This is a genomic window from Vibrio sp. 10N.286.52.F8 (genome assembly GCF_041468745.1).
GTDB classification, from domain to species: domain Bacteria; phylum Pseudomonadota; class Gammaproteobacteria; order Enterobacterales; family Vibrionaceae; genus Vibrio; species Vibrio crassostreae_C.
In genome coordinates this window covers 96211-115366 of record NZ_JBFRJF010000012.1, presented here as the reverse complement: position 1 = coordinate 115366, position 19156 = coordinate 96211, and the positions used below count along the sequence as shown (strand labels likewise).

At 43.5% G+C, this 19156-nt stretch carries 15 protein-coding genes; 8 read left to right on the top strand and 7 right to left on the bottom strand.

Features of this window, described 5'->3' with window-relative positions; translation table 11 throughout:
• Positions 1-211: 211 nt before the first annotated feature.
• The gene (locus tag AB4133_RS08070; protein WP_372224188.1) at positions 212-2656 is read right to left on the bottom strand and encodes a VolA/Pla-1 family phospholipase; all 2445 of its coding nucleotides are present in this window, start codon (positions 2654-2656) and stop codon (positions 212-214) included.
• 13 nt (positions 2657-2669) lie between these two features.
• A complete protein-coding gene (locus AB4133_RS08065) occupies positions 2670-3929 on the bottom strand; it encodes an outer membrane protein transport protein (protein WP_372155781.1) in 1260 nt (419 codons plus the stop codon).
• A gap of 358 nt (positions 3930-4287) precedes the next feature.
• Here AB4133_RS08065 and AB4133_RS08060 point away from each other — a divergent pair, with 358 nt between their 5' ends.
• Positions 4288-5370, top strand: a complete 1083-nt coding sequence (locus AB4133_RS08060; protein WP_372224187.1) for a site-2 protease family protein — start codon at positions 4288-4290, stop codon at positions 5368-5370.
• Positions 5371-5507: 137 nt separating this feature from the next.
• On the opposite strand, the gene AB4133_RS08055 is transcribed toward AB4133_RS08060, so the two are convergent.
• Positions 5508-6296, bottom strand: a complete 789-nt coding sequence (locus AB4133_RS08055) for a M48 family metallopeptidase (RefSeq protein ID WP_102320824.1) — start codon at positions 6294-6296, stop codon at positions 5508-5510.
• 140 nt (positions 6297-6436) lie between these two features.
• On the opposite strand from AB4133_RS08055, the gene AB4133_RS08050 reads away from it, so the two are divergent.
• The 5 genes from AB4133_RS08050 to AB4133_RS08030 all read left to right on the top strand — a co-directional run bounded on the left by AB4133_RS08050 (position 6437) and on the right by AB4133_RS08030 (position 10264).
• A complete protein-coding gene (locus tag AB4133_RS08050; RefSeq protein WP_017060067.1) occupies positions 6437-6862 on the top strand; it encodes a hotdog fold thioesterase in 426 nt (141 codons plus the stop codon).
• A gap of 95 nt (positions 6863-6957) precedes the next feature.
• The gene (locus AB4133_RS08045; protein ID WP_017064605.1) at positions 6958-7191 is read left to right on the top strand and encodes a DUF3389 domain-containing protein; all 234 of its coding nucleotides are present in this window, start codon (positions 6958-6960) and stop codon (positions 7189-7191) included.
• A gap of 154 nt (positions 7192-7345) precedes the next feature.
• A complete protein-coding gene (locus tag AB4133_RS08040) occupies positions 7346-9037 on the top strand; it encodes an SgrR family transcriptional regulator (protein WP_102394480.1) in 1692 nt (563 codons plus the stop codon).
• A 48-nt stretch (positions 9038-9085) separates the two neighbouring features.
• Positions 9086-9991: a DMT family transporter gene (locus AB4133_RS08035; protein WP_136974602.1), complete on the top strand. Its 906-nt coding sequence runs from the start codon at positions 9086-9088 to the stop codon at positions 9989-9991.
• Between the two features lie 21 nt (positions 9992-10012).
• Positions 10013-10264, top strand: a complete 252-nt coding sequence (locus tag AB4133_RS08030) for a hypothetical protein (protein ID WP_065584968.1) — start codon at positions 10013-10015, stop codon at positions 10262-10264.
• A gap of 107 nt (positions 10265-10371) precedes the next feature.
• Here AB4133_RS08030 and AB4133_RS08025 read toward each other — a convergent pair whose 3' ends face one another.
• Positions 10372-10980 (bottom strand): DUF2238 domain-containing protein, encoded by a 609-nt coding sequence (locus tag AB4133_RS08025; protein ID WP_017067299.1) that lies wholly within the window; start codon positions 10978-10980, stop codon positions 10372-10374.
• Positions 10981-11181: 201 nt separating this feature from the next.
• Between AB4133_RS08025 and AB4133_RS08020 the strand changes: the two genes are divergently transcribed.
• Positions 11182-12021 carry an isopenicillin N synthase family oxygenase gene (locus tag AB4133_RS08020; protein ID WP_136974601.1) on the top strand — a complete coding sequence of 280 codons (840 nt, stop codon included), beginning with the start codon at positions 11182-11184 and terminating at the stop codon, positions 12019-12021.
• Between the two features lie 309 nt (positions 12022-12330).
• Complete coding sequence (locus AB4133_RS08015) at positions 12331-12951, top strand: DNA-J related domain-containing protein (protein WP_372155569.1); 621 nt, start codon at positions 12331-12333, stop codon at positions 12949-12951.
• A 90-nt stretch (positions 12952-13041) separates the two neighbouring features.
• Here the strand turns inward: AB4133_RS08015 and mrdA are convergent, their stop codons facing one another.
• The 3 genes from mrdA to AB4133_RS08000 all read right to left on the bottom strand — a co-directional run bounded on the left by mrdA (position 13042) and on the right by AB4133_RS08000 (position 19000).
• On the bottom strand, positions 13042-14940 hold the full coding sequence (gene mrdA / locus AB4133_RS08010; protein ID WP_372224186.1) for a penicillin-binding protein 2: 1899 nt from the start codon (positions 14938-14940) through the stop codon (positions 13042-13044).
• A gap of 376 nt (positions 14941-15316) precedes the next feature.
• Positions 15317-16972, bottom strand: a complete 1656-nt coding sequence (locus AB4133_RS08005) for an ABC-ATPase domain-containing protein (RefSeq protein WP_017060076.1) — start codon at positions 16970-16972, stop codon at positions 15317-15319.
• Positions 16973-17092: 120 nt separating this feature from the next.
• Complete coding sequence (locus tag AB4133_RS08000) at positions 17093-19000, bottom strand: GGDEF and EAL domain-containing protein (protein WP_017060077.1); 1908 nt, start codon at positions 18998-19000, stop codon at positions 17093-17095.
• Positions 19001-19156: the final 156 nt, after the last annotated feature.

Sequence of the window (19156 nt, the reverse complement as noted above, 5' to 3'; positions counted from 1 at the left end):
TTTATTAGGTATTAAATTACGGGGCTATTATCCACTTTATTTACAATAAAGAAAGAGGTCGTACGGTATTCTGTCTTGATTAATTTTAGCTGAGATCAACCATTTGTGTTTTAAAGTTTTATGCAAACGGTCAACTAGGGGACTTGTTCGAACGACAGAGACAAAAATGCCAGCGGTTAGGCTGGCATTTGGTTTCATTTAGAGCTCGTTATTATTCCAATACAGAGGCTGCGTTGGACACTGTACTCAATTTGTTGTTTACCAAGAAATCTTTTGCTTGTGCCTGCATTTCTGCATGGTGAGCGGAATCTAAAGGTAATGGTGTTGTATCGTCTTGTGGGATAACAAAGGTACTGTGCGCTGCAACATTGTTAAATTTCACAAATTCGTTAGTTCCGGCACTGCTAGGTGTCGCACTACTTGAATCAACAACAGTTAGGTTAAGCTTGGTTGCCAACGGTGTTGTTCCCGCGAATGGAGCGCTTGCTACAGAGTTAGGTACTGTATCATCGCCTTGAACTTGCCCAATATAAATAGGTAGTACAGGTGAACCAGAGCTTAACAGGTGGACAGCGTTAGTGAACGGGTCTATGGTATCTAACACGGTTTGAGCTGCATACGCGAATTGCTGAAATGCTGCCGTCATCACTGCTAATTGTGCAGTGGTTGCATTGCTTTCAAACGTTTCATAGCAGATTTTGTCTGATAGATTGGAACAGGTCGCACTTGCGAAACTCGCGTATTCCGTTGAAGCGCTCAACGCAACATTGTGTTTAACCTGAGGACCAAACTCCGTAGAACCGAGTAGAAGGTTAGATATTTGACCGCCAGAGTTTTCAAAAGCTGCCGAACTAAACGAATACAGAGCATCAGCCGTTGGACTACCTAACGTACGGTTAGAGGCAGCAACAGCTGTCGTTCCAACAATACCGCCCAAAGAGTGACCTAAAAATTTAACCTGTGAACCTGTATTTAGATTAAATGCACTCAAAGGTGAACTAGCAAGTAAACCAGCTTGCAAAGAAGCGGTTAACGAAGCTCTCAAGCCCATTACATCTAACGCACTTTGTCGAACGTTATCGCGCGCTACTGGCAAGTTAGTTAGGTTTAAATAAGCTAAGACGTTTGCATTTGCTGAGCGTGTATCATCTAGACTACGTGTACCGTGGATTGGTAAATCTATTGCTAGAACCGCTGTATCATCGCCCACTAAGTTATAAGCAAACGCATAAGCATTCTCTTTAGCAGAGGTAATACCATGTTGATAGATAACAACGTTTTTTGGTGTTGCCCCATTCTTAGTAAATAACAAGAACTCTACATTTTCTAATGACTTAACTTGAGGAACAGGAGAGTATTTCGTAATAACTCTTTCGCTATCAAGCGAAGAGCCATCAGCTAGTGTAAGGTTCAAACCTACCAGTTTAAGTTGTTCTGTTTGGCTTGTCGCTAAGACACTGGTGTCGATACCAGCAGCAACTAATTGAGCAGCCATATTGGCTTGTTCTGCGCTATCGCTTAAAGCATTTGAAACTTTGGCAAGGCTCGGCATGCCCGATTCAAAAGGTTGAGAGTTCCATTCATTACTGCCTTTCTCTAAGTAATGAGGAAGTTGAACGAACCCTTGGCTAACATTGACGTTAGCACCTGAAGCATCATACATCGTCTCGATGGCTACTTTTGCTTTTGTAATCTTAGTCGCGTCGCCACCACCAATATACTTATCAAAATCAGTGTCACCGCTAAGTGCATCTTTGAAAGGTTCTGACGTTCCAAACTGCATCGCATAAGCTGTCGACAAGTCAACAGAGTTAGGGTTTGCGCTACCTGCCCAAACGCTATTGAGGTTTGCTGCAGCCAACCCTGTAGCTGTTGCCGCTTTGGTAGCGAAAAGGGAATCACCTATAGACTCAGTCGTAAACCACGTCGAATAAATGATGTTTTCAGTATCAAGGTTAATAGCACCTGCAGCCGTCGCTCCAGCAAAGATCTTTTCAACACCTTGAGTGACTTGTTGTGCTTGAGCTAGGCTACCTTCGGTGTACGTTACCGCACTAGATTTCAGTGCAGCATAACTTGCCGACATGCCAACAGGATCACCATTAATATCCGTGAGTTCATTTGACAGCGCCAACACGTATTCACTTGAAGCATCTAAGGAATCATTGAACACAATTGTGAAGGTGTCAGTTGAGGCACTAGATAGAACGTTGAAATCAACGCCTAAAGTCAATATTCCAGCGACACTAGGTGCAGTTTCAGATGTGAGTGAGCCACTAAGTTTTAATAGGTAAACCCCACCAGTAGCTACACCGTCAGCTAAGCCAGTACCTTCAAAGTCCATGATAATTGGCATTGAAGTTGACCAGCCATCCATTGTATTCATTGCTGCGATAGGGTTGGTTAATGAGTCATCACCGCCAGTCGGCAAGCCAAGTGTACCGTCGCTAGCATCCATCAACGCGAAACTAGGAAGAGGAACTGCAATATCAGCACCCGTTAATTGAAACTTGATGCTCGTCGCTTGTCCGAGTGAATCTTGAATGTATTGCTCATATTGAATCGCTGTTGACGCACCTGAACTCGAAGAGTCATTACCACAACCAGCAAGAAACATTGCTGAAGCGAGCAGCGAAACATTAAATAACTTTTTCATGTTTTAATTCCGTTTAGTTGAAGGTGTAGTTCATTTGAATTGCAGATAGGTAAGCGACTGCATCACCAGAGAATTCAAGTTCTTGTCCTAGTTCATTAGTTTCTTTGAAGTCACCATCTTTACTTTGTACAAGGGCAAAACCAGCATCGAAGGAAAGGTTAGGGCTGTACTGGTAAGTTAAACCTGCGCTGTACCAGAAACGGTCGCTATCAGGAATACTCAACGTCGCTTCACCAGCTTGCTCGTCATAAGCTAAACCAGCTCTTAAGGTCCATTCTTGGTTTAACTGATAAGTTGCACCCAGTGAGTAACGGTTATTGTCGTCGTAGTCTTCGGTCTTTTTAAAACACTCGCCACTTACACAATCTGAACTTGTCGCTTTAAGCTCTTTGAAGCTACTCCACCCAGTTTGTTGCCACCCGTAGTGAATTGCCCATTGGTCGGTCAATTGGTGGAAAGCTGAAATTTCAATAATCGAAGGCAACGTGATTTTTAGACGTCCTGTTGTTGTCGTAGCACTGCCTTCCACGATGCTGCCCGTGTAATCAGTAAAGTCACCGTCATCAAAGTCGAGGTCTACCTCTGAACGATAAGCGATAGAGAATCGGTTGTTTTCATTCAGTTCATATAACGCGCCCACGTTCCAACCAAATGCAAATGTTTCGCCTGTCATGCTGATCAGTTTTGTAGAGGCAGAGTCACCAGTAATGTTAGAGATAGAGCCTTGGTGACGATTAAGTTCAGCTTCTGCGTAAACAAGGTTTGCACCCGCACCGACACTAAATTGATCATTAATACGATACGCGACATTAGGGTTTACGTTTACTGATATCAGTGAAGTATCACCAGCAAGATCACCCGCATAAATATCATCTGGGTAATCGGTAGCAACTCCATAGTTAGAGAACATACCGATACCCCAAGCCCATTTATCGTTGATTGGGCTGATGTAGTAAGCAGCAGGGACGACTTGCAGTGGCGCTACGTCTTTGGATACTTGGCTCTGTCCGCCTGAACCTGGAACATTGTTTTGAGTAATATCCACCTCTGGATCAACGATAGAAACCGCGCCTGAAAATTGGGCTGTATCAAATAGGGTCATTGCGGCGGGGTTTCTCGCTAGTACACTCGCGTTATCAGCTACTGCACCTTCACCTGAAAAGGCACGACCAAGACCTGAGGCAGAATGCTCAGCAACTTGGAAACCAGCCGCAAGTGAGTTACATGCAAATAGTACTGAAAGTGAAACGAGAGAGCGTTGTATTGTTTTCATCCTTGACCCTCCTAGGGCATCGAATTTCGTTATTTTGGTTTGAAAACACACTGAGCATTTTTGGTGTTGAAGCTCTAATGTAAATGGCATGTTAAATTCATGTTTTATATAAAGTCAAAGAAAGAGTTGTTATTTTGTGAGGTTATGTTTTAAAGGGGCGGCACTTTAACATCGATAATATAAGTATAATCAATAATTTATTCATGGTTGGAGGTGTGACCAGAGTGTTTATGCATCGTTGCGGTATAAATAGTGTTCAATAGCTCAATATGTAACAACTTTGTTTCTGTTTACCACCATTCGCTAAATCGGCATAATATCGACACTCGTTAGAAGTCATTAAATTGGAATTTTAAGTTTGGAATTACTCGCGATAGAGTTTCTTGGTAAACCGCTTCGTTTAGAAGGATCAATGGCAGGGTGGCAACAGTTGTATTGGGATAACACTTTGGTATCTCAATTAGATGCGACCACAGACCAAGAAGACGCCCGAAAACACGAATTTACACTATGCGCTGGCGAAGAAACGTTGCAGTGTCACGTTGAATCGACCGTTCAGTGGCAACCGTTTGAGATGACGTATAAAGCGTCGGTGAATGGGCAAACCATTACCGAAGGCAATCGAAACACCAAAGATATTGAACAACAAACTCCTGTTGTCGCTCCTAAAACAGAGAAGCGTTTTAGCTTAATTGGGTTGGTGTCGCTTGGTATGAAAGCCCTTAAAAGCGCCAAGCTAATCAAGGTCGTACTTGCTTCTGCGAGTTTAGCGGCCTATTCATGGTTGTTTTCAATTCAGTTCGCTTTGGCCTTAATCGCCTGTTTAATGTTCCATGAGTACGGTCATATTAGAGCGATGAAATACTTCGGCATGAAAACCAAAGGGATCTATTTGATACCATTTCTTGGTGGCTTGGCGTTATCCGATGAAAAGATTAATACGCGTTGGCAAGATGTGGTTATCTCAATCATGGGGCCATTGTTCGGCCTGATATTGTCGTTAGTATTTATGGTGCTGTATTGGGCGACTGGCGAAATGTTCTTTGCCGGCCTTGCAGTATTTAATGCTCTATTAAACCTGTTCAATCTATTGCCGATTTTGCCTCTCGATGGCGGACATGTTCTTAAAAGTATCAGTTTCTCGATGAACAGTGTGCTTGGCATTGTACTTTGTGTCGCGGCTGCCGTTGCTGGTGTGGTATTGAGTTATCAGTTGAATTTAACCCTGTTTGGTTTCTTATTGATCATGGGCAGTGTTGAAATACTGTTTGAATGGAAAGGACGTCATCACAGTCACTTGTTACCGTTAGACAAATACGGGCAAGTCGTGTCGTTCGTTTGGTATGTAGGTTTAGTGAGCAGTTTGATTGGTGTTATCTGGTATTTTGCATCGACTGGTGATCAGCTATTAAGCCTACCATTACAAATTCTTGGTACTTAACGAGTGAGTTTCTGTTGTTGGAATTATCCAGCTGCTTAGTGCACTTGAACTGTTAGCAAGCAAGAAACTGAAAATGCCCTAACCAATATGGATAGGGCATTTTTGTATTTACACCAGCTAGGCGATTCTTACTTAGATTACGCTTTGCAATTTGGTCTTGGTGAACCTGATTGAGGAAGCGTTTTTATCGTTGCTTGTAGATCTTTAATACGCGTACTGTGGGAAGGGTGCGTAGAAAGCAACTCTGGCGGTTGATTACCCCCTGATGCTTTCGCCATGTTTTGCCACAAGTTGACACTTTGGTTTGGATCGAAACCTGCTTGAGCCATATACTCTAAACCAACAACATCGGCTTCAGACTCTTGAGTTCGCCCATACGGTAGAATAACGCCATATTGAACGCCTAACCCTAACGCGGCCATCGTCATACCTTGATACTGTTTGTATTCTGATGCACCTAACGCAACGTTAGTAATAGATAAGCCCGTATTAGCGATTTGAGACTGAGAAAGGCGCTCATTACTGTGGTCCGCTAAAACGTGTGCCACTTCGTGACCGATAACCGTCGCGAGTTGGTCTTGGTTTACTGCAACATTGAGTAACCCTGTGTATACACCGATTTTTCCGCCAGGTAGGGCGAATGCGTTCACTTGATCACTATCAAACACAACAACTTCCCATTCACTAAAACCTTGTTTAGGAATATATTGAGTGATGCTGTTCGCTACGCACTGTACATAAGCGTTAGTTTTGGCATCTTTGCTGATGGGTTGTTCTTTTTTCATTTGTTCAAAAGACTGTGCTCCAAGCTGAGACATGTCTTTATCTGAAAAAAGCAGCAATTGGTTTCTGCCTGTCGGAGAAGCGCTACACGCGGTTAGGCCTGCAAGTGTGAGAAGCGAGGCAAACTTCATCCATGACGTCATACAATATCCTCTGTGTATTCGGTTTTTATGCATGTTAACATCAACTTGCGTAATAACTAAGGGCTGTAAGATAACTAACAGCCAGTAATATAGAAAAAAGCTATGCACGCGATAACAAGATCAATAATTAAGGAACCCACATGAGTATTTGGAAAAAGCCCGTTGACCTAGATACCTTCAACGCGACCTCAAAAAATACCTTAATTGAACACCTCAACATTGTTTACACCGAAGTAAATGACAACTCTTTGGTGGCAACCATGCCGGTTTGTCATTTTACGCACCAACCACTGGGTATGCTTCATGGCGGCGCATCGGTTGTGCTAGCAGAAACGCTTGGCTCATTGGCTGCAAACTTCTGCGTACCAGAAGGCTATTATTGCGTTGGGCTCGATATCAATGCGAACCACGTAAGGTCAATGCGTGAAGGACACGTCATCGGTACTGCTGAGCCTATTCACTTGGGCGTCTCTACTCAAGTATGGCAGATCAATATCACTGATGATCGTCAACGCTTAGTTTGTACCAGCCGCTTAACTATTGCCGTGAAGAAACATAAGCGATAACAGACTAGGCAGTCGTACGCTGGTTTTGTCTTTAGAAGAAGTAATCAGTACTTAGAACAAGCAATTCGTATTTAAAGAAGTAACCCGAGAAGCCCATGGTCATAACGTTTAAAAGTGGAAAAGTCATCGCAACCGCACATGAGTTGGTTGTTCGTTTAGATGGTGAGCATAGAGTCACTTTGCAAGCTCAAGTTGACGCAATTCAACTGATTGGAAAAGGGGCAAATGTCATTTCAGCCAACGGTTCTGAGTGTAAATGGTCGATAAAACTAGACGATGAACAGCAGCTCCGTGAAATCGCCAATGAAATTGGCTGCGATGTGATGTAATCCTTTACTGTAAAAGCACTTAACCCTTCAAATTGAATAACACCTTAGGATGTCGTACTCAATAATTCACAATAAAATCGTGTCCGTAATATTGATTTTACGCCATAAAATAGGGAAACTGAATTCAATGTCCTTTGAATAAGTTTTCCTCTTTATGAGCAGCCCAAGACTTCGCGTTCAATTTGAAACCCTGTTTGAATACTTCGATGGTAAAGATTCTGATGTTCAACTCGACGACATCACGGATGTGCTTTGTTGTACCCGTCGTAATGCCCGAATGGTACTCAACAAGCTTGAAGAAGAAGGGTGGGTAGAATGGTTACCTGCAGCTGGTCGAGGGAAGTTATCTCAACTTATCTTTAAACAGAATCGTTGTGATGTCAGCGAGAACCTAGCAAGACGCTATTTACAAGAAGGCAAAATTGGACAGGCGCTGTCAGTGCTTGATCACAATGCTGCCAAACTCACCCAAGTTATTCAAAACTACTTGGGTGTACAGTATCAAGAAGGCGAACAAGTTATTCGTTTGCCTTATTACCGTCCGCTATCCATGCTTAATCCGACAAAGTCTATGCGTCGTTCAGAGCAACACATCGCCTGCCAAGTCTTCAGTGGTCTAACGCGTTTGGATGAAAACGATCAGCTCCAGCCTGATCTTGCGCACTCGTGGCAGCAGATTAGCGATTACCAATGGCGATTCTTCTTGAGACCCGGTGTTCGTTTCCATAACGGGGAACCTCTGTTAACCAATCATGTTGTGGATACACTGCTTGCACTCGAACCTCTCAACATGTTTTCGCATATCAAAGATGTCTCTTCACCTGCAAATTGTGTAGTAGATGTTTTTCTCACACGTCCAGACAAGTATTTTCCCCTCGCACTAACGGAATCGGTCGCTAAAGTCACATTACCGATCACTTTACGTGGTGAAGACTACGATATTCGACCGATTGGAACGGGACCTTATCGCATTGAAAAGAACGACGAGAAACAACTCGTGTTAACCGCTTTTAATGGGTACTTTGGTTTTAGACCGTTAATTGATCGCGTTGAAGTTTGGGTGGTGGATGAGGCTTATTCTTCAATGGTTTACCCAAGCCTATCTAAGCCTGTTATGGCCGACCGTGGCGATAGCGATGAAGTAGAACTCGATCCTGGCTGCACGTATTTACTGCTCAATAGAAAGAAAGGTATTGCACAAGATCCCGCATGGGCACAGTTTTTATCTAACGCGTTGAATGCGGCGGATCTGTTTGTTCATATTCCAAAAGAGACTGTTATCGATTTGGGCGTGTTACACGCTTATGGGATAAAACCCGGTTGGTATGACATAAAGTTAAAAGTGCCCGTTTGTCCACCAGCAGATTCGAAGCCTACCATAAGATTAGCGTATCAATGCCAACACCCAATGTTCCCAACGCTTGCAAAGGCGATTGTCACGGTGCTGAAGCAATACAACGTCGATGTTGATCTTTACGGTTACGAAACCGATCCTCCGCACGCCGATGATGTTGATGTTTGGATTAACCCTATGGGCATCGCCAATAACAGAGACGACGCCTTGGCTGGCTGGTTAATGGACTACAGTTTTCTTGATGAATCTAGCCCGGCAGAGGACTTCGACCAATGGTGTTACATGATTGACCGTTGGCGTTCTGGTGAATTCGAGCAATTCCCAGCACGACAGTTAGGTAAACAACTGGTCCAAAGCAATCAATTGATCCCGATGTTCCATTGCTGGTTAGGCGTTAATAAAGATCAATGTGGTACGTTGCAAAACGCGAAATGTAATGCATTAGGTTGGTTCGACTTTAGCCAAGTTTGGGTGAAGCCTGACGTTGATTGAAATCCAAGAAAACTCAATTAGGACCAAATAACTCATTTAGGAAAAACGATGCAAACTCTGATGGTTACATTTATTACGCTGGTGGCATTTGCTGCGAATTCAGTTTTGTGTCGCTGGGCCTTAATGGATCAAACGATCGATCCTTTGAGCTTTTCGATCGTTCGCATCTTATCTGGTGCGCTTACGCTTCTGATTTTATTAACTTTGTCTTCCCAATCTAAAGCTAGACGTGTGTTAACAAACAACACATCGCTATACACAAGGTTAAAATCACAGTTTCAATTCACGTCAATACTGTCACTGCTCGTGTATATGTTTGGTTTCTCGTTTGCTTACTTAGAGCTCGGCGCAGGTCTTGGTGCTCTGGTGTTGTTTGTCGCAGTGCAATTTACGATGATTGCCGCGCACCTGTTTTCTGGAAACAGAATGTCGCTCATTGAGTGGGGCGGGTGTTTGTTATCTGTGGCAGGGCTTGTTTATTTGTTAATGCCAACGGAATCGACTCAAGCACCCGACTTAGTTTCTATTATCTTGATGTATCTGGCCGGAATTGGGTGGGGCATTTACACATTGGCAGGAAAGAAATCGTCAAACGCACTGCAATCGACCACCGCTAACTTTGGATTCAGCTCGCTAGTTATCCTTGTGGCATTGAGCTTATTAGTTTTAATACCTAATGCATTAACGCAAGTGTCTATCACTGAGCAAGGTTTGATTTACGCGGTTATATCGGGCTCTGTGGCTTCTGGTATCGGTTATAGTTTGTGGTATTACGTAGTGAAAAAACTGAATACCGTGGTTGCGTCTATTGCACAGCTTTCTGTTCCAGTTATCGCGACACTTGGTGGCGTATTACTGTTATCTGAACCTGTCACTATGCAATTTATAGTCTCATCAACCGTTATACTTCTTGGGATAAGCTTGGTTCTTGTCGCACCTAAACTTAAGAAATAAAGAGTTCAATCATTAACTTCTATGGCTAAACCAAACAAGAAACAACCGACCAAGACGGTTCAGATTTTCTGTGCCAAATGCAAAACGCAGCTTTTTAAGTATCGGAAAGGTGGCAAAGGTGCACTCGTGAAATGTTTTAAGGAGCGTATCGTTGAAGATTTCACGAAAAAACCATGTGTGTGCCCTGAATGCGGGATTGAATTTGCGCGAGACACTTTGGTTCGAGGTACGCCAGCCTACAAGTTTGTTGGTGGCAAGGTAACGATGAAATAACGTGTCACATTAAAACGAGCAAACAATGCTGAAACTAAAAATGCCACAGCGCAGTTTGTGTGTGGCATTTCAACGTTGCTTTTGATACTCAGAGTAAAGAATTGAGCTCAGTAAGCTCTGACACGCCCTTGAAGCTTAAGAAGTAATAGCGAAACAATTGCGCCTGTGGTATCACACAGCATATCTTTCTGTGCATCCCAAATATCACCTTGTGAGCCAAGGAACGCGATACCTTCATCACCACCTGCAATCTCCGCGTACCACCACTCGATAATTTCATAACCTGCAGCCACACTCATGATCGCAAATAGCGCAAAGAAACATGCCAGCACCGGTTGAGCCAGTTTTTTACGAATCAAGTACTCAGCGAGTGGGTAAGCATAAAGGCCAATTGAGAAATGCGCGACACGATCAAAGTTATTACGCTCAGAACCTATCATGTTGTTGAACCAATCAAATGGCACTTCTGCGAAGGTATATTTCGCGCCTATCGTATGCAAAATTAGCCAGATAAACATTAAAACGTAAGCTGTCTTAGTGAAGGTGAGCTTTGTTGATAACCACCAGATTCCCACCAATATCGCAAGCGCTGGGACAATTTCGGCAATCCATACCGCTCTTGAAGAGGGAGCGAACGCTGAAAATAGAAACACAGTCAGATACAGCGTCGTCAATGACAGCAATGGTCGATTTTGAGCAAGTGGCGTGATTGTCATATCAAGATCTCTCGTCGAAGTTTTTAATAGTGTTACACAATAATGAACAGTGTTCAATTGGGTCTTAATCACCAGATTTGTTGAAAAGTGGTGTTATCGCCCAGTATCTAGACAAACGGTTGCTAGAGTTTCACAAAAGTTTGATTTACAACAAAGCGATCCTTAAAATCGCTCTATTACTACATAACAAGAAAGAAAGTCATGAAACTGGAAACTGTCGATTACCTTGCTGACGACGCAGCAGAACAATTTGTTCGCTCTCTACGTGAAACTGGTTTTGGTGTTCTTAAGAACCACCCAATCCCGAAAGAGCTTGTTGAGTCAATTTACGAAAACTGGTACCAATTCTTCATCTCTGAAGAAAAAGAGAACTTCCACTTTAATGTTGAAACACAAGATGGATATTTTCCACCTTCAGTGTCTGAAGTTGCTAAAGGCCACACTGTAAAAGACATCAAAGAGTACTTTCACGTATACCCTTGGGGCCAAATCCCTGAACAGCTGAAAGAACAGATTCTAGATTACTACCAACGTGCGAATGCTTTTGCTCAAGAGCTGCTAGGTTGGGTTGAAGCTCATGCTCCTAAAGAAGTACAAGATAAATTCTCTATAGCGTTATCAGAAATGATCAACGGCAGTGAACAGACTCTGCTTCGTGTTCTTCACTACCCACCAATGCAAGGTGATGAAGAGCCAGGTGCAATCCGCGCTGCGGCACACGAAGACATCAACTTACTGACGGTTCTTCCTGCTGCAAGCGAGCCGGGCCTTCAAGTTAAAGCTCAAAATGACGAGTGGCTAGATGTTCCATGTGACTTCGGTAACATGATCATCAACATCGGTGACATGCTTCAAGAAGCATCTGGTGGTTACTTCCCATCGACAACTCACCGTGTAATCAACCCATCAGGTGAACGCCAAGAGAAGTCTCGTATCTCTTTGCCTCTATTCCTTCACCCGAAACCAGAAGTAGTGCTATCTGAAAAGTACACAGCAAACGAATACCTAATGGAACGTCTAAGAGAGCTTGGCGTTATCTAGTCAGTTCAATGCTTCGTCCCTAAAATTGGGATAGATGTGAAAGGTCAGCTAAGTCGCTGACCTTTTTTGTATCCGTACCAAAGAATTGCGGCTTTATTACTAACGGTTGTATTCAACGAAATGGTACTCAGTTTTGACGATAAAAGGTGCCTTTAAGCCAAACGTTAGAAAGTTGTTTGTCCTTAAGCTCGACAAATCTTAGAAAATCGCTTTCAATTAAAGAAGATACGCAACGGATGCGAAACAGGTTACTTATAGTATCCACAGTTCTAGAAATCCATTAATTCAGAGAAGCTAACTGAGTCAACTATGTCGAATTATCAAGATGTGAGAGCAAACTTTCATTGCCATATGGAAAACCCATTGCTTTGGCCGATAATGGAAGTGCTTAAGCAAAAGCCAAGCGGATGGAAAGTACACACATTGGCAGCTCATCTGAACGATCTTGGGTTTGTGCCAGTGTTGGATGCTGTGCCTGAGAAAGAGTTGTTTAAAAAGAACTTCCTTATCATGAATGCGCTTTATCAGCTTCAAGAAACCTTACACCCAGATGGTTGGCTCCAAGTCCAAGCGATGGACATCGAATTGATGAATGGTCGTTATCACGGAAGCAGTCACAGCATCGATCATCAAGACCCACTTCGAGAATACTACATTAATTGGGTTAACTATGAAGCGGATGAAGGTGAAGTCAAAAGGCTGTTGAACGAATTTTGGACTCGGTATAGAAAGTATGTGGGTGGTGATGAACTCGATATGGATCGAAGTCGAGCATTGAACCTGTTTGAGTTACCTTTAGACGCGACACACCATGAAATTAGAAAGCGCTGGCGACAATTGGCTTTGCGCTGGCATCCAGATCGGGACGAGGGAAATACGGCGAAATTTCAGACGCTCTGTGAAGCATGGAATGTATTACGAAGCTCGTAACCTAACGAAGTCTCTAGCTACGTCTACGTCTAATGCAACTCTAAAATAAAAAGCCCCATACTATGAATCTAGAGTGGGGCTTTCTTGGTATTAGGAGTTATCTTTGTTTTGGCCACTTTTATGCTCAAACGCATAATCGAGTACTTTACGGATATATGGCGCGCCGACTTTTGAACCGCCGTTACCGTGTTCAATGACCACCGTCGCGACATATTCAGGGTGCTCATAAGGTGCGAAAGCCGTGTAAAGCGCATGGTCGAGTAAATGCTTAGCCAACTTTTTCGAGTTATAGACCTGATCTTTCGCAAGATCAAAGACTTGTGCCGTACCTGATTTTCCGCCGCTAGTGTAGCTAGTTCCCTTAAATGCGCGCCTGCCGCTACCTCGGCTGCCGTGGTTTACGAGTCGCATCGCATTGATTGGCACATCCCAAATTCTATCCGGTACTTCGGTGATTGAGGGCATTGGCTCCGGTTCGACAAGTTGTTGTGTACTGAAATCTTCACCATGATCTAAGGTGGCTCTTAAGATATGAGGTGGCATCACCTTACCATGATTAACCAATACTGACGTTGCTTTAGCAAGTTGCATAGGTGTCGATGTCCAATAACCTTGGCCAATACCAATCGGAACTGTGTCACCCTGATACCAAGGGGTGCGATAACGCATCATCTTCCATTCTCGAGTCGGCATGTTGGCGGTACTTTCTTCATAGATATCAATGCCTGTCGGTTCACCAAATCCAAATCGGTTCATCCAACTTGAAATTCGGTCAATACCCAAATCGAAAGCGGTTTGATAGAAGAATGAATCTACCGACTCTTCAATGGCTTGAGTGACATCGACAGGTCCGTGACCCCAACGTTTCCAGTCACGCCACGATTTAGAGTTTCGTTTAGAGCCAGGAATTCTCCAAACGCCATGGTCGTTACGGATGGTATCTTCAGAGATGACATGTTCTTGCAGTCCTGCCACAGCCATAAATGGTTTAACGGTTGAGGCAGGAGGATAAACGCCTAGAGTGGTGCGGTTAACCAACGGGTGAGCCGGATCATTCAATAAACGTTGGTAGTTCTTACTCGAAATGCCGTCGACAAATAGGTTAGGGTCGTAACTCGGGCTTGATGCCATCGCCAACACGCTGTTGTCTTTCGGATCGAGAATAACCGCGCTTCCAGTTCGGTGATCAAGTTGCTCAAAGACGTATTTTTGCAGCTCAAGGTCAATATTTAACACGATATCTTTACCAGCTACTGGCGGCACGTACTCAATGGTTCGGACTATTCGCCCACGGCTGTTTACTTCGACTTCTTGATAACCTTTGGTGCCGTGCAGAATATCTTCGTAATAACGTTCAACACCCAGTTTTCCTATGATTGTTGTAGCTTGATAATTCGCTTCTATCCCTTGTTCTTCAAGCTTTCTGAGATCGCTATCATTGATGTGCGCCACGTAACCAAGAACATGGGTAAGCACCTCACCATTCGGGTAAAAACGCTTTAAGCTGGTATCGATAGATAAGCCGGGGAACTGGTACTGGTGCACGGAGAACTTGGCGATCTCTTCCTCCGTTAAGTTCTCTAGAATAGTCACAGATTTAAAACGGCGGGTGTTGTGATAGCGTTTTTTGAAACGAGCGATCTGCTCTGCATCACGGGGGACATATTTGTCTAGCTTGGTGAGCATTGCATCGACATCATCGGTTTGCTCAGGAATCATGGTTAGATCAAAGACAAGCTTGTTCTCTGCAAGCAACACGCCGTTACGGTCGTAAATAAGTCCACGAGTAGGGGCGATAGGTAATACTTTGATTCTGTTGCCATCGGCACGAGTTTGATAGCTTTTAAAATTTTCAACTTGAAGTCGGTATAGATTGCCGACTAAGACAAGAGTGAACATCAAGATCCCACAAAACGCGACGATTACGCGGTTTTTGAATAGGTTCACTTCGATTTTATGGTCACGCATCTTAACGCGTTTATGATTCATTGAAGCCTCAAGGGTCTGTTACATTTGGTTACACTTGTCGAATCGGGACTTTATCTGAATATCACTAGGGTTTTGTAAAAGCTGTGTCATGTTTTGAGGGATCGACAGCATTAGATGGCGGTAAACAGTGCCTTTAATTTTCTCATTACAAAAGATGATAAGTAATTGATGTAAAGATTGGTTTTATGAATTTATAAAGTTCAAGAGTTTTGACGACACTAGAGGTTAGGTCAAAAGAGGTTAGATAAATTTACGGCCCTCAGAATGAGAGCCGTAGAAGGTTAATTTGCTTATTTAGTGGCTTAGAAGCTTTAGTAAATTAGAAGATTAAAACTTCAAAAACCTAGAAGCACAATAAATCTGATATTTAACGAAATCAGTTCGAAGGCTTGAACTGAGATTTACGCATACGGTTCAGAGCAGCCATCACATCTAACGTTCTTGGTTTCGCTAGGTCACCGTAGTTAGGCATGTTAGCGTGCCATTCGTTTTCTAAAATAGCGTTAAACTCTTTAGCAGGGTTGTTTGACCAACCTGGAGTTTGTGCGAATTGGAACCAAGCCCAACCGATCGCATTCACTTCAGACGGTGATTCTAATTGCTCAAGCGCAGAAAGGTCTGCAAACTCTTTACCAAAACGCAGTGACTCTTTGCCTTTAGCATTAACACGGAATTTACCGTCAGTCAGAATGTTCATCAGTGAAGCACGGTTCAATGAACGCGGTACAAACGTTTCTAAAGCAGTTTCACATTCGTTAGTACGCTGAGTAGGGTGCTGAGCAATCACGTCTTTTGCTTTTTCAGTCACATCTACCGCTTGGTAGTCGTGCATTTGAATCACAGTGTTCGCGACATCTAGGTAATCACCAGAGCCACCCATTACAACAATGGTAGAGATATCCATCTCTTCACGAAGCTGACCAATGCGGTCGACAAGTGGTGTGATTGGCTCATCGCCTTTTGACACTAGCGCTTGCATACGCTCGTCACGAATCATGAAGTTAGTCGCTGACGTATCTTCATCGATAAGTAGAGTTTGAACGCCGGCTTCAATCGATTCTTGTAACCAAGCCGCTTGAGACGTAGAACCTGACGCATCTTGTGTGCTGAAGTCAGATGTGTCTTTCTGCATTGGTAAATGGTTGATGTAGTTTGACAGGTTCAAGCTGTGCACACATCGACCATCTTCAGCGCGGATCTTCATCGTATCAATCGCAGTTACAATGCCTTCGCGACCGTCACCAGGAATATGGTTGTAGATAGAACGTTCAACGGCGTTCAACAGTGTCGATTTACCATGGAAACCACCACCAACGATCAGCGTAATGCCTTTTGGAATGCCTAGGCCGGTCACGTCACCTTGGTTTGGAGTATTTAACGTAACACTCAATGATTCTGGAGCCGCGAAAGGTACCGCGTCTTTCATTGGAAGGTCGCAGTTACCCGCGATACGAGGTAACACACTGCCGTTTGCAACGAAAGCGGCTAGGTTGTTTTCATCCAATTGAGCACGCAGCGCTTCTTGGTCTTCAATCGTTTCACAATGTTTGATCATTGCATCGATGTTTAACTCACGCTCAAGCGTCGCGCGACGAATAAACTTCGGTAAGTAGAAAGTGATGATGTTGTTCGCTTTCTTAGCAAGAATGCTACGACCATCAGCTGGTAAATTAATACGGAAACGAATTTCGATGCCGTGGTCTGTGAATACAACAGCTGTGTTGTCTAATACGGTTTGACCCGTCAGCGCGATAGAAACGGTCGACTCTTGTTTCGCGAACTCAGAGAAGCTACGTGCGATAAAGTCACGAGCGGCTACTTGGTATTCGTAAGATTTTTCTTTCAGCCAATCTAACCCGGTCAAAGACCACGCGCGCGTTGCACGAAAACGAGAAGCTGACGCGTATGGGTCACCTTGGATGTGGTCGATGTGTAATTCAAAATCAGCAAAGTCGTATTGACCTTTAATTTGTTGATATGCACGGTAGTTTTGTTTTTCGAGCTTTTTAAGCTTTGCAGTCAACTGATCCATAACGAGGAATGCCTATATAAGGGGAAAGATAAAAACAGAAAGGCGGCGATTATAAAAATCACCACCTTTAGAGTAAAGAGAAAGTAGGCCTAAATCCAAAACTAACTGCTCTTTTTCGCTTTAAGCGTAACGAGTTGTCCCCAAATAGTTTTGATTGATTAAGCTGTGTTCGAATTCTTGGCTCGGCATTGGTCTTCCGTAAAGGTAACCTTGGCCCACATCGCAGCCTTCGTTAATAATAAATTGCTCCTGAACCTCCGTTTCTATGCCTTCAATCGTCACTTTTAAGTCGAGCTTTTTGGCAATTTGGACAATAGAACGAACAATTTCCGAGTCTTCGTGTGAGTTGAGCATTTGGTCGATAAAGCTCTTATCAATCTTAATGGTGTCGAATGGGAACTTCTTCAGATAACTGAAGGAGGCGTAGCCCGTACCGAAGTCATCTAGTGACAATGTAACGCCAATATCGTGCAAAGATCCCAAGGTATTCTTGGCAACCACTTCATCTGCTATCAGTCCACTCTCCGTAACTTCAAGTTCTAAGAAACGAGGCTCTAAATGATAGGTTTCGAGTAGGTGAACCACTTGTTCCGCAAAGTGTACGTTCTTGAGTTGAATTGCAGACACATTCACAGCCATCTTGAAATCTTCAACGTATTCGGACCACTCTTTGGCTTTTTCAATCGCATTGCGTAAAACAAAGCTGCCCACTTCGAAAATCAAACCGTTTTGTTCAGCCATGTGGATCAGGGTTTCGTTAGAGATATCACCCAAAACAGGATGTCGCCAACGAAGCAAAGCTTCAGCACCGACCCAGCGATGCGTCAACGGGCTAACTTTGGGTTGAAAGTAGAGCATAAGGTCATCATTACGAACGGCTTGAAGCAAATAGCCTTCGATCTTATTAATGTGAGTTTGTTCTTCGGTATGGGATTGAGAGTAGTAAGCGAACTTTTGTCCTGAATCTTTGCAGGCTAACATCGCTTCAGAAGATTTCTGCAGAATGCTTTCCGCGTCATCTTCGTCGTTCGTAATTGCAATCCCAATAAACGCGTGCAAATGCACTTTGTCACTTTCGATGTCGAATTCTGAATGACCAACTTTAACGAGCGTCTGGCAAAGTTCTTCAAGGCGATGGTGTAAATCTTTAACACTAAACGCCAATACGAGGTCAACCGAAGTAGGGCGTGCAGTTAATACATCGATATCAGAAATACAGTCGATGCGTTTTCGGTATTCAACAAGCACTTGGTCTAACGCGTTATAGCCGTAGCGTGCTTGTATGCGTCTACCGTTGGTAAAACCAATATGAACGACTGCAAATGAGCTGTCTGTCAGCCTTCTCTGTGACAGTAGCTTGTGGTTTAAGCGAGATTCAAATGCGTTTCGGTTTAAAAAGCCGGTGCCGAGGTCGTGATTCTTTTGGAAGTTAATCTTCTGTTCAGCCGCTTTTCGTTTATCAATTTCTTGATTCAACGAGTAATTAAGGCTCGCGAGATCTTTAGTGCGATTGTAAACGCGGTTTTTTAGGTCGCGATTCATTTGGGTAAGCTTGGCGTGTTGGAATAGGGTTTTAAGCTGAGATTCAATCGAAGTCCGAAAGCTCTCTAACAGTTTGATATAAGTAGGGGTGTAGTGATTCTCTTTCGAGTCCAAGATACAAATGGTGCCAAACAGTTCACCGTTAGGCCAAAGTAATGGAATACCACAATAGGAGACTAAGCCGAGTTTGATGTCTGGGTTGTTGTCCCACTTAGGATCGGCAAGCGCGTTAGGCACAAGAAGCTGTCGTTGAGTTTCCATCACTGTTTCGCAGTACAGCCCATTCCCCAGCGTTTCAGAATCACCTTTGTTGTATGGGTTGTTCTCGCTACGACTGGTTGAAAAAACTTCAATGTAATTGGCGTGAACACGCATGATTAGTGCTGCGGGCACTTGAGTAATTTGAGCTAAGAGATCGACAATATTCTGCCAACCGTGCTCCATATCGTCTGGGATATCTAAATCGAGAGTTTTTATTTTCTTCATATGACTCCGAGTCAATTATGCTAAATGCATCAACACATCCTGTGTTAATTATGATGAACCAAAGAAAACTGTGAATCTTACGTTAACTAAGTATAAGAAATGTTGCACGAAAAAACCTCCGCAATTATGCAGAGGTTTTCAAATGTGAATCCGGGT

Bases quoted from the DNA above. Each gene is read 5' to 3' on its own strand.
- AB4133_RS08070 (WP_372224188.1), bottom strand. From the start codon at position 2,656: ATGAAAAAGTTATTTAATGTTTCGCTGCTCGCTTCAGCAATGTTTCTT.
- AB4133_RS08065 (WP_372155781.1), bottom strand. From the start codon at position 3,929: ATGAAAACAATACAACGCTCTCTCGTTTCACTTTCAGTACTATTTGCA.
- AB4133_RS08055 (WP_102320824.1), bottom strand. From the start codon at position 6,296: ATGACGTCATGGATGAAGTTTGCCTCGCTTCTCACACTTGCAGGCCTA.
- AB4133_RS08050 (WP_017060067.1), top strand. From the start codon at position 6,437: ATGAGTATTTGGAAAAAGCCCGTTGACCTAGATACCTTCAACGCGACC.
- AB4133_RS08045 (WP_017064605.1), top strand. From the start codon at position 6,958: ATGGTCATAACGTTTAAAAGTGGAAAAGTCATCGCAACCGCACATGAG.
- AB4133_RS08040 (WP_102394480.1), top strand. From the start codon at position 7,346: ATGAGCAGCCCAAGACTTCGCGTTCAATTTGAAACCCTGTTTGAATAC.
- AB4133_RS08035 (WP_136974602.1), top strand. From the start codon at position 9,086: ATGCAAACTCTGATGGTTACATTTATTACGCTGGTGGCATTTGCTGCG.
- AB4133_RS08030 (WP_065584968.1), top strand. From the start codon at position 10,013: ATGGCTAAACCAAACAAGAAACAACCGACCAAGACGGTTCAGATTTTC.
- AB4133_RS08025 (WP_017067299.1), bottom strand. From the start codon at position 10,980: ATGACAATCACGCCACTTGCTCAAAATCGACCATTGCTGTCATTGACG.
- AB4133_RS08020 (WP_136974601.1), top strand. From the start codon at position 11,182: ATGAAACTGGAAACTGTCGATTACCTTGCTGACGACGCAGCAGAACAA.
- AB4133_RS08015 (WP_372155569.1), top strand. From the start codon at position 12,331: ATGTCGAATTATCAAGATGTGAGAGCAAACTTTCATTGCCATATGGAA.
- mrdA (WP_372224186.1), bottom strand. From the start codon at position 14,940: ATGAATCATAAACGCGTTAAGATGCGTGACCATAAAATCGAAGTGAAC.
- AB4133_RS08005 (WP_017060076.1), bottom strand. From the start codon at position 16,972: ATGGATCAGTTGACTGCAAAGCTTAAAAAGCTCGAAAAACAAAACTAC.
- AB4133_RS08000 (WP_017060077.1), bottom strand. From the start codon at position 19,000: ATGAAGAAAATAAAAACTCTCGATTTAGATATCCCAGACGATATGGAG.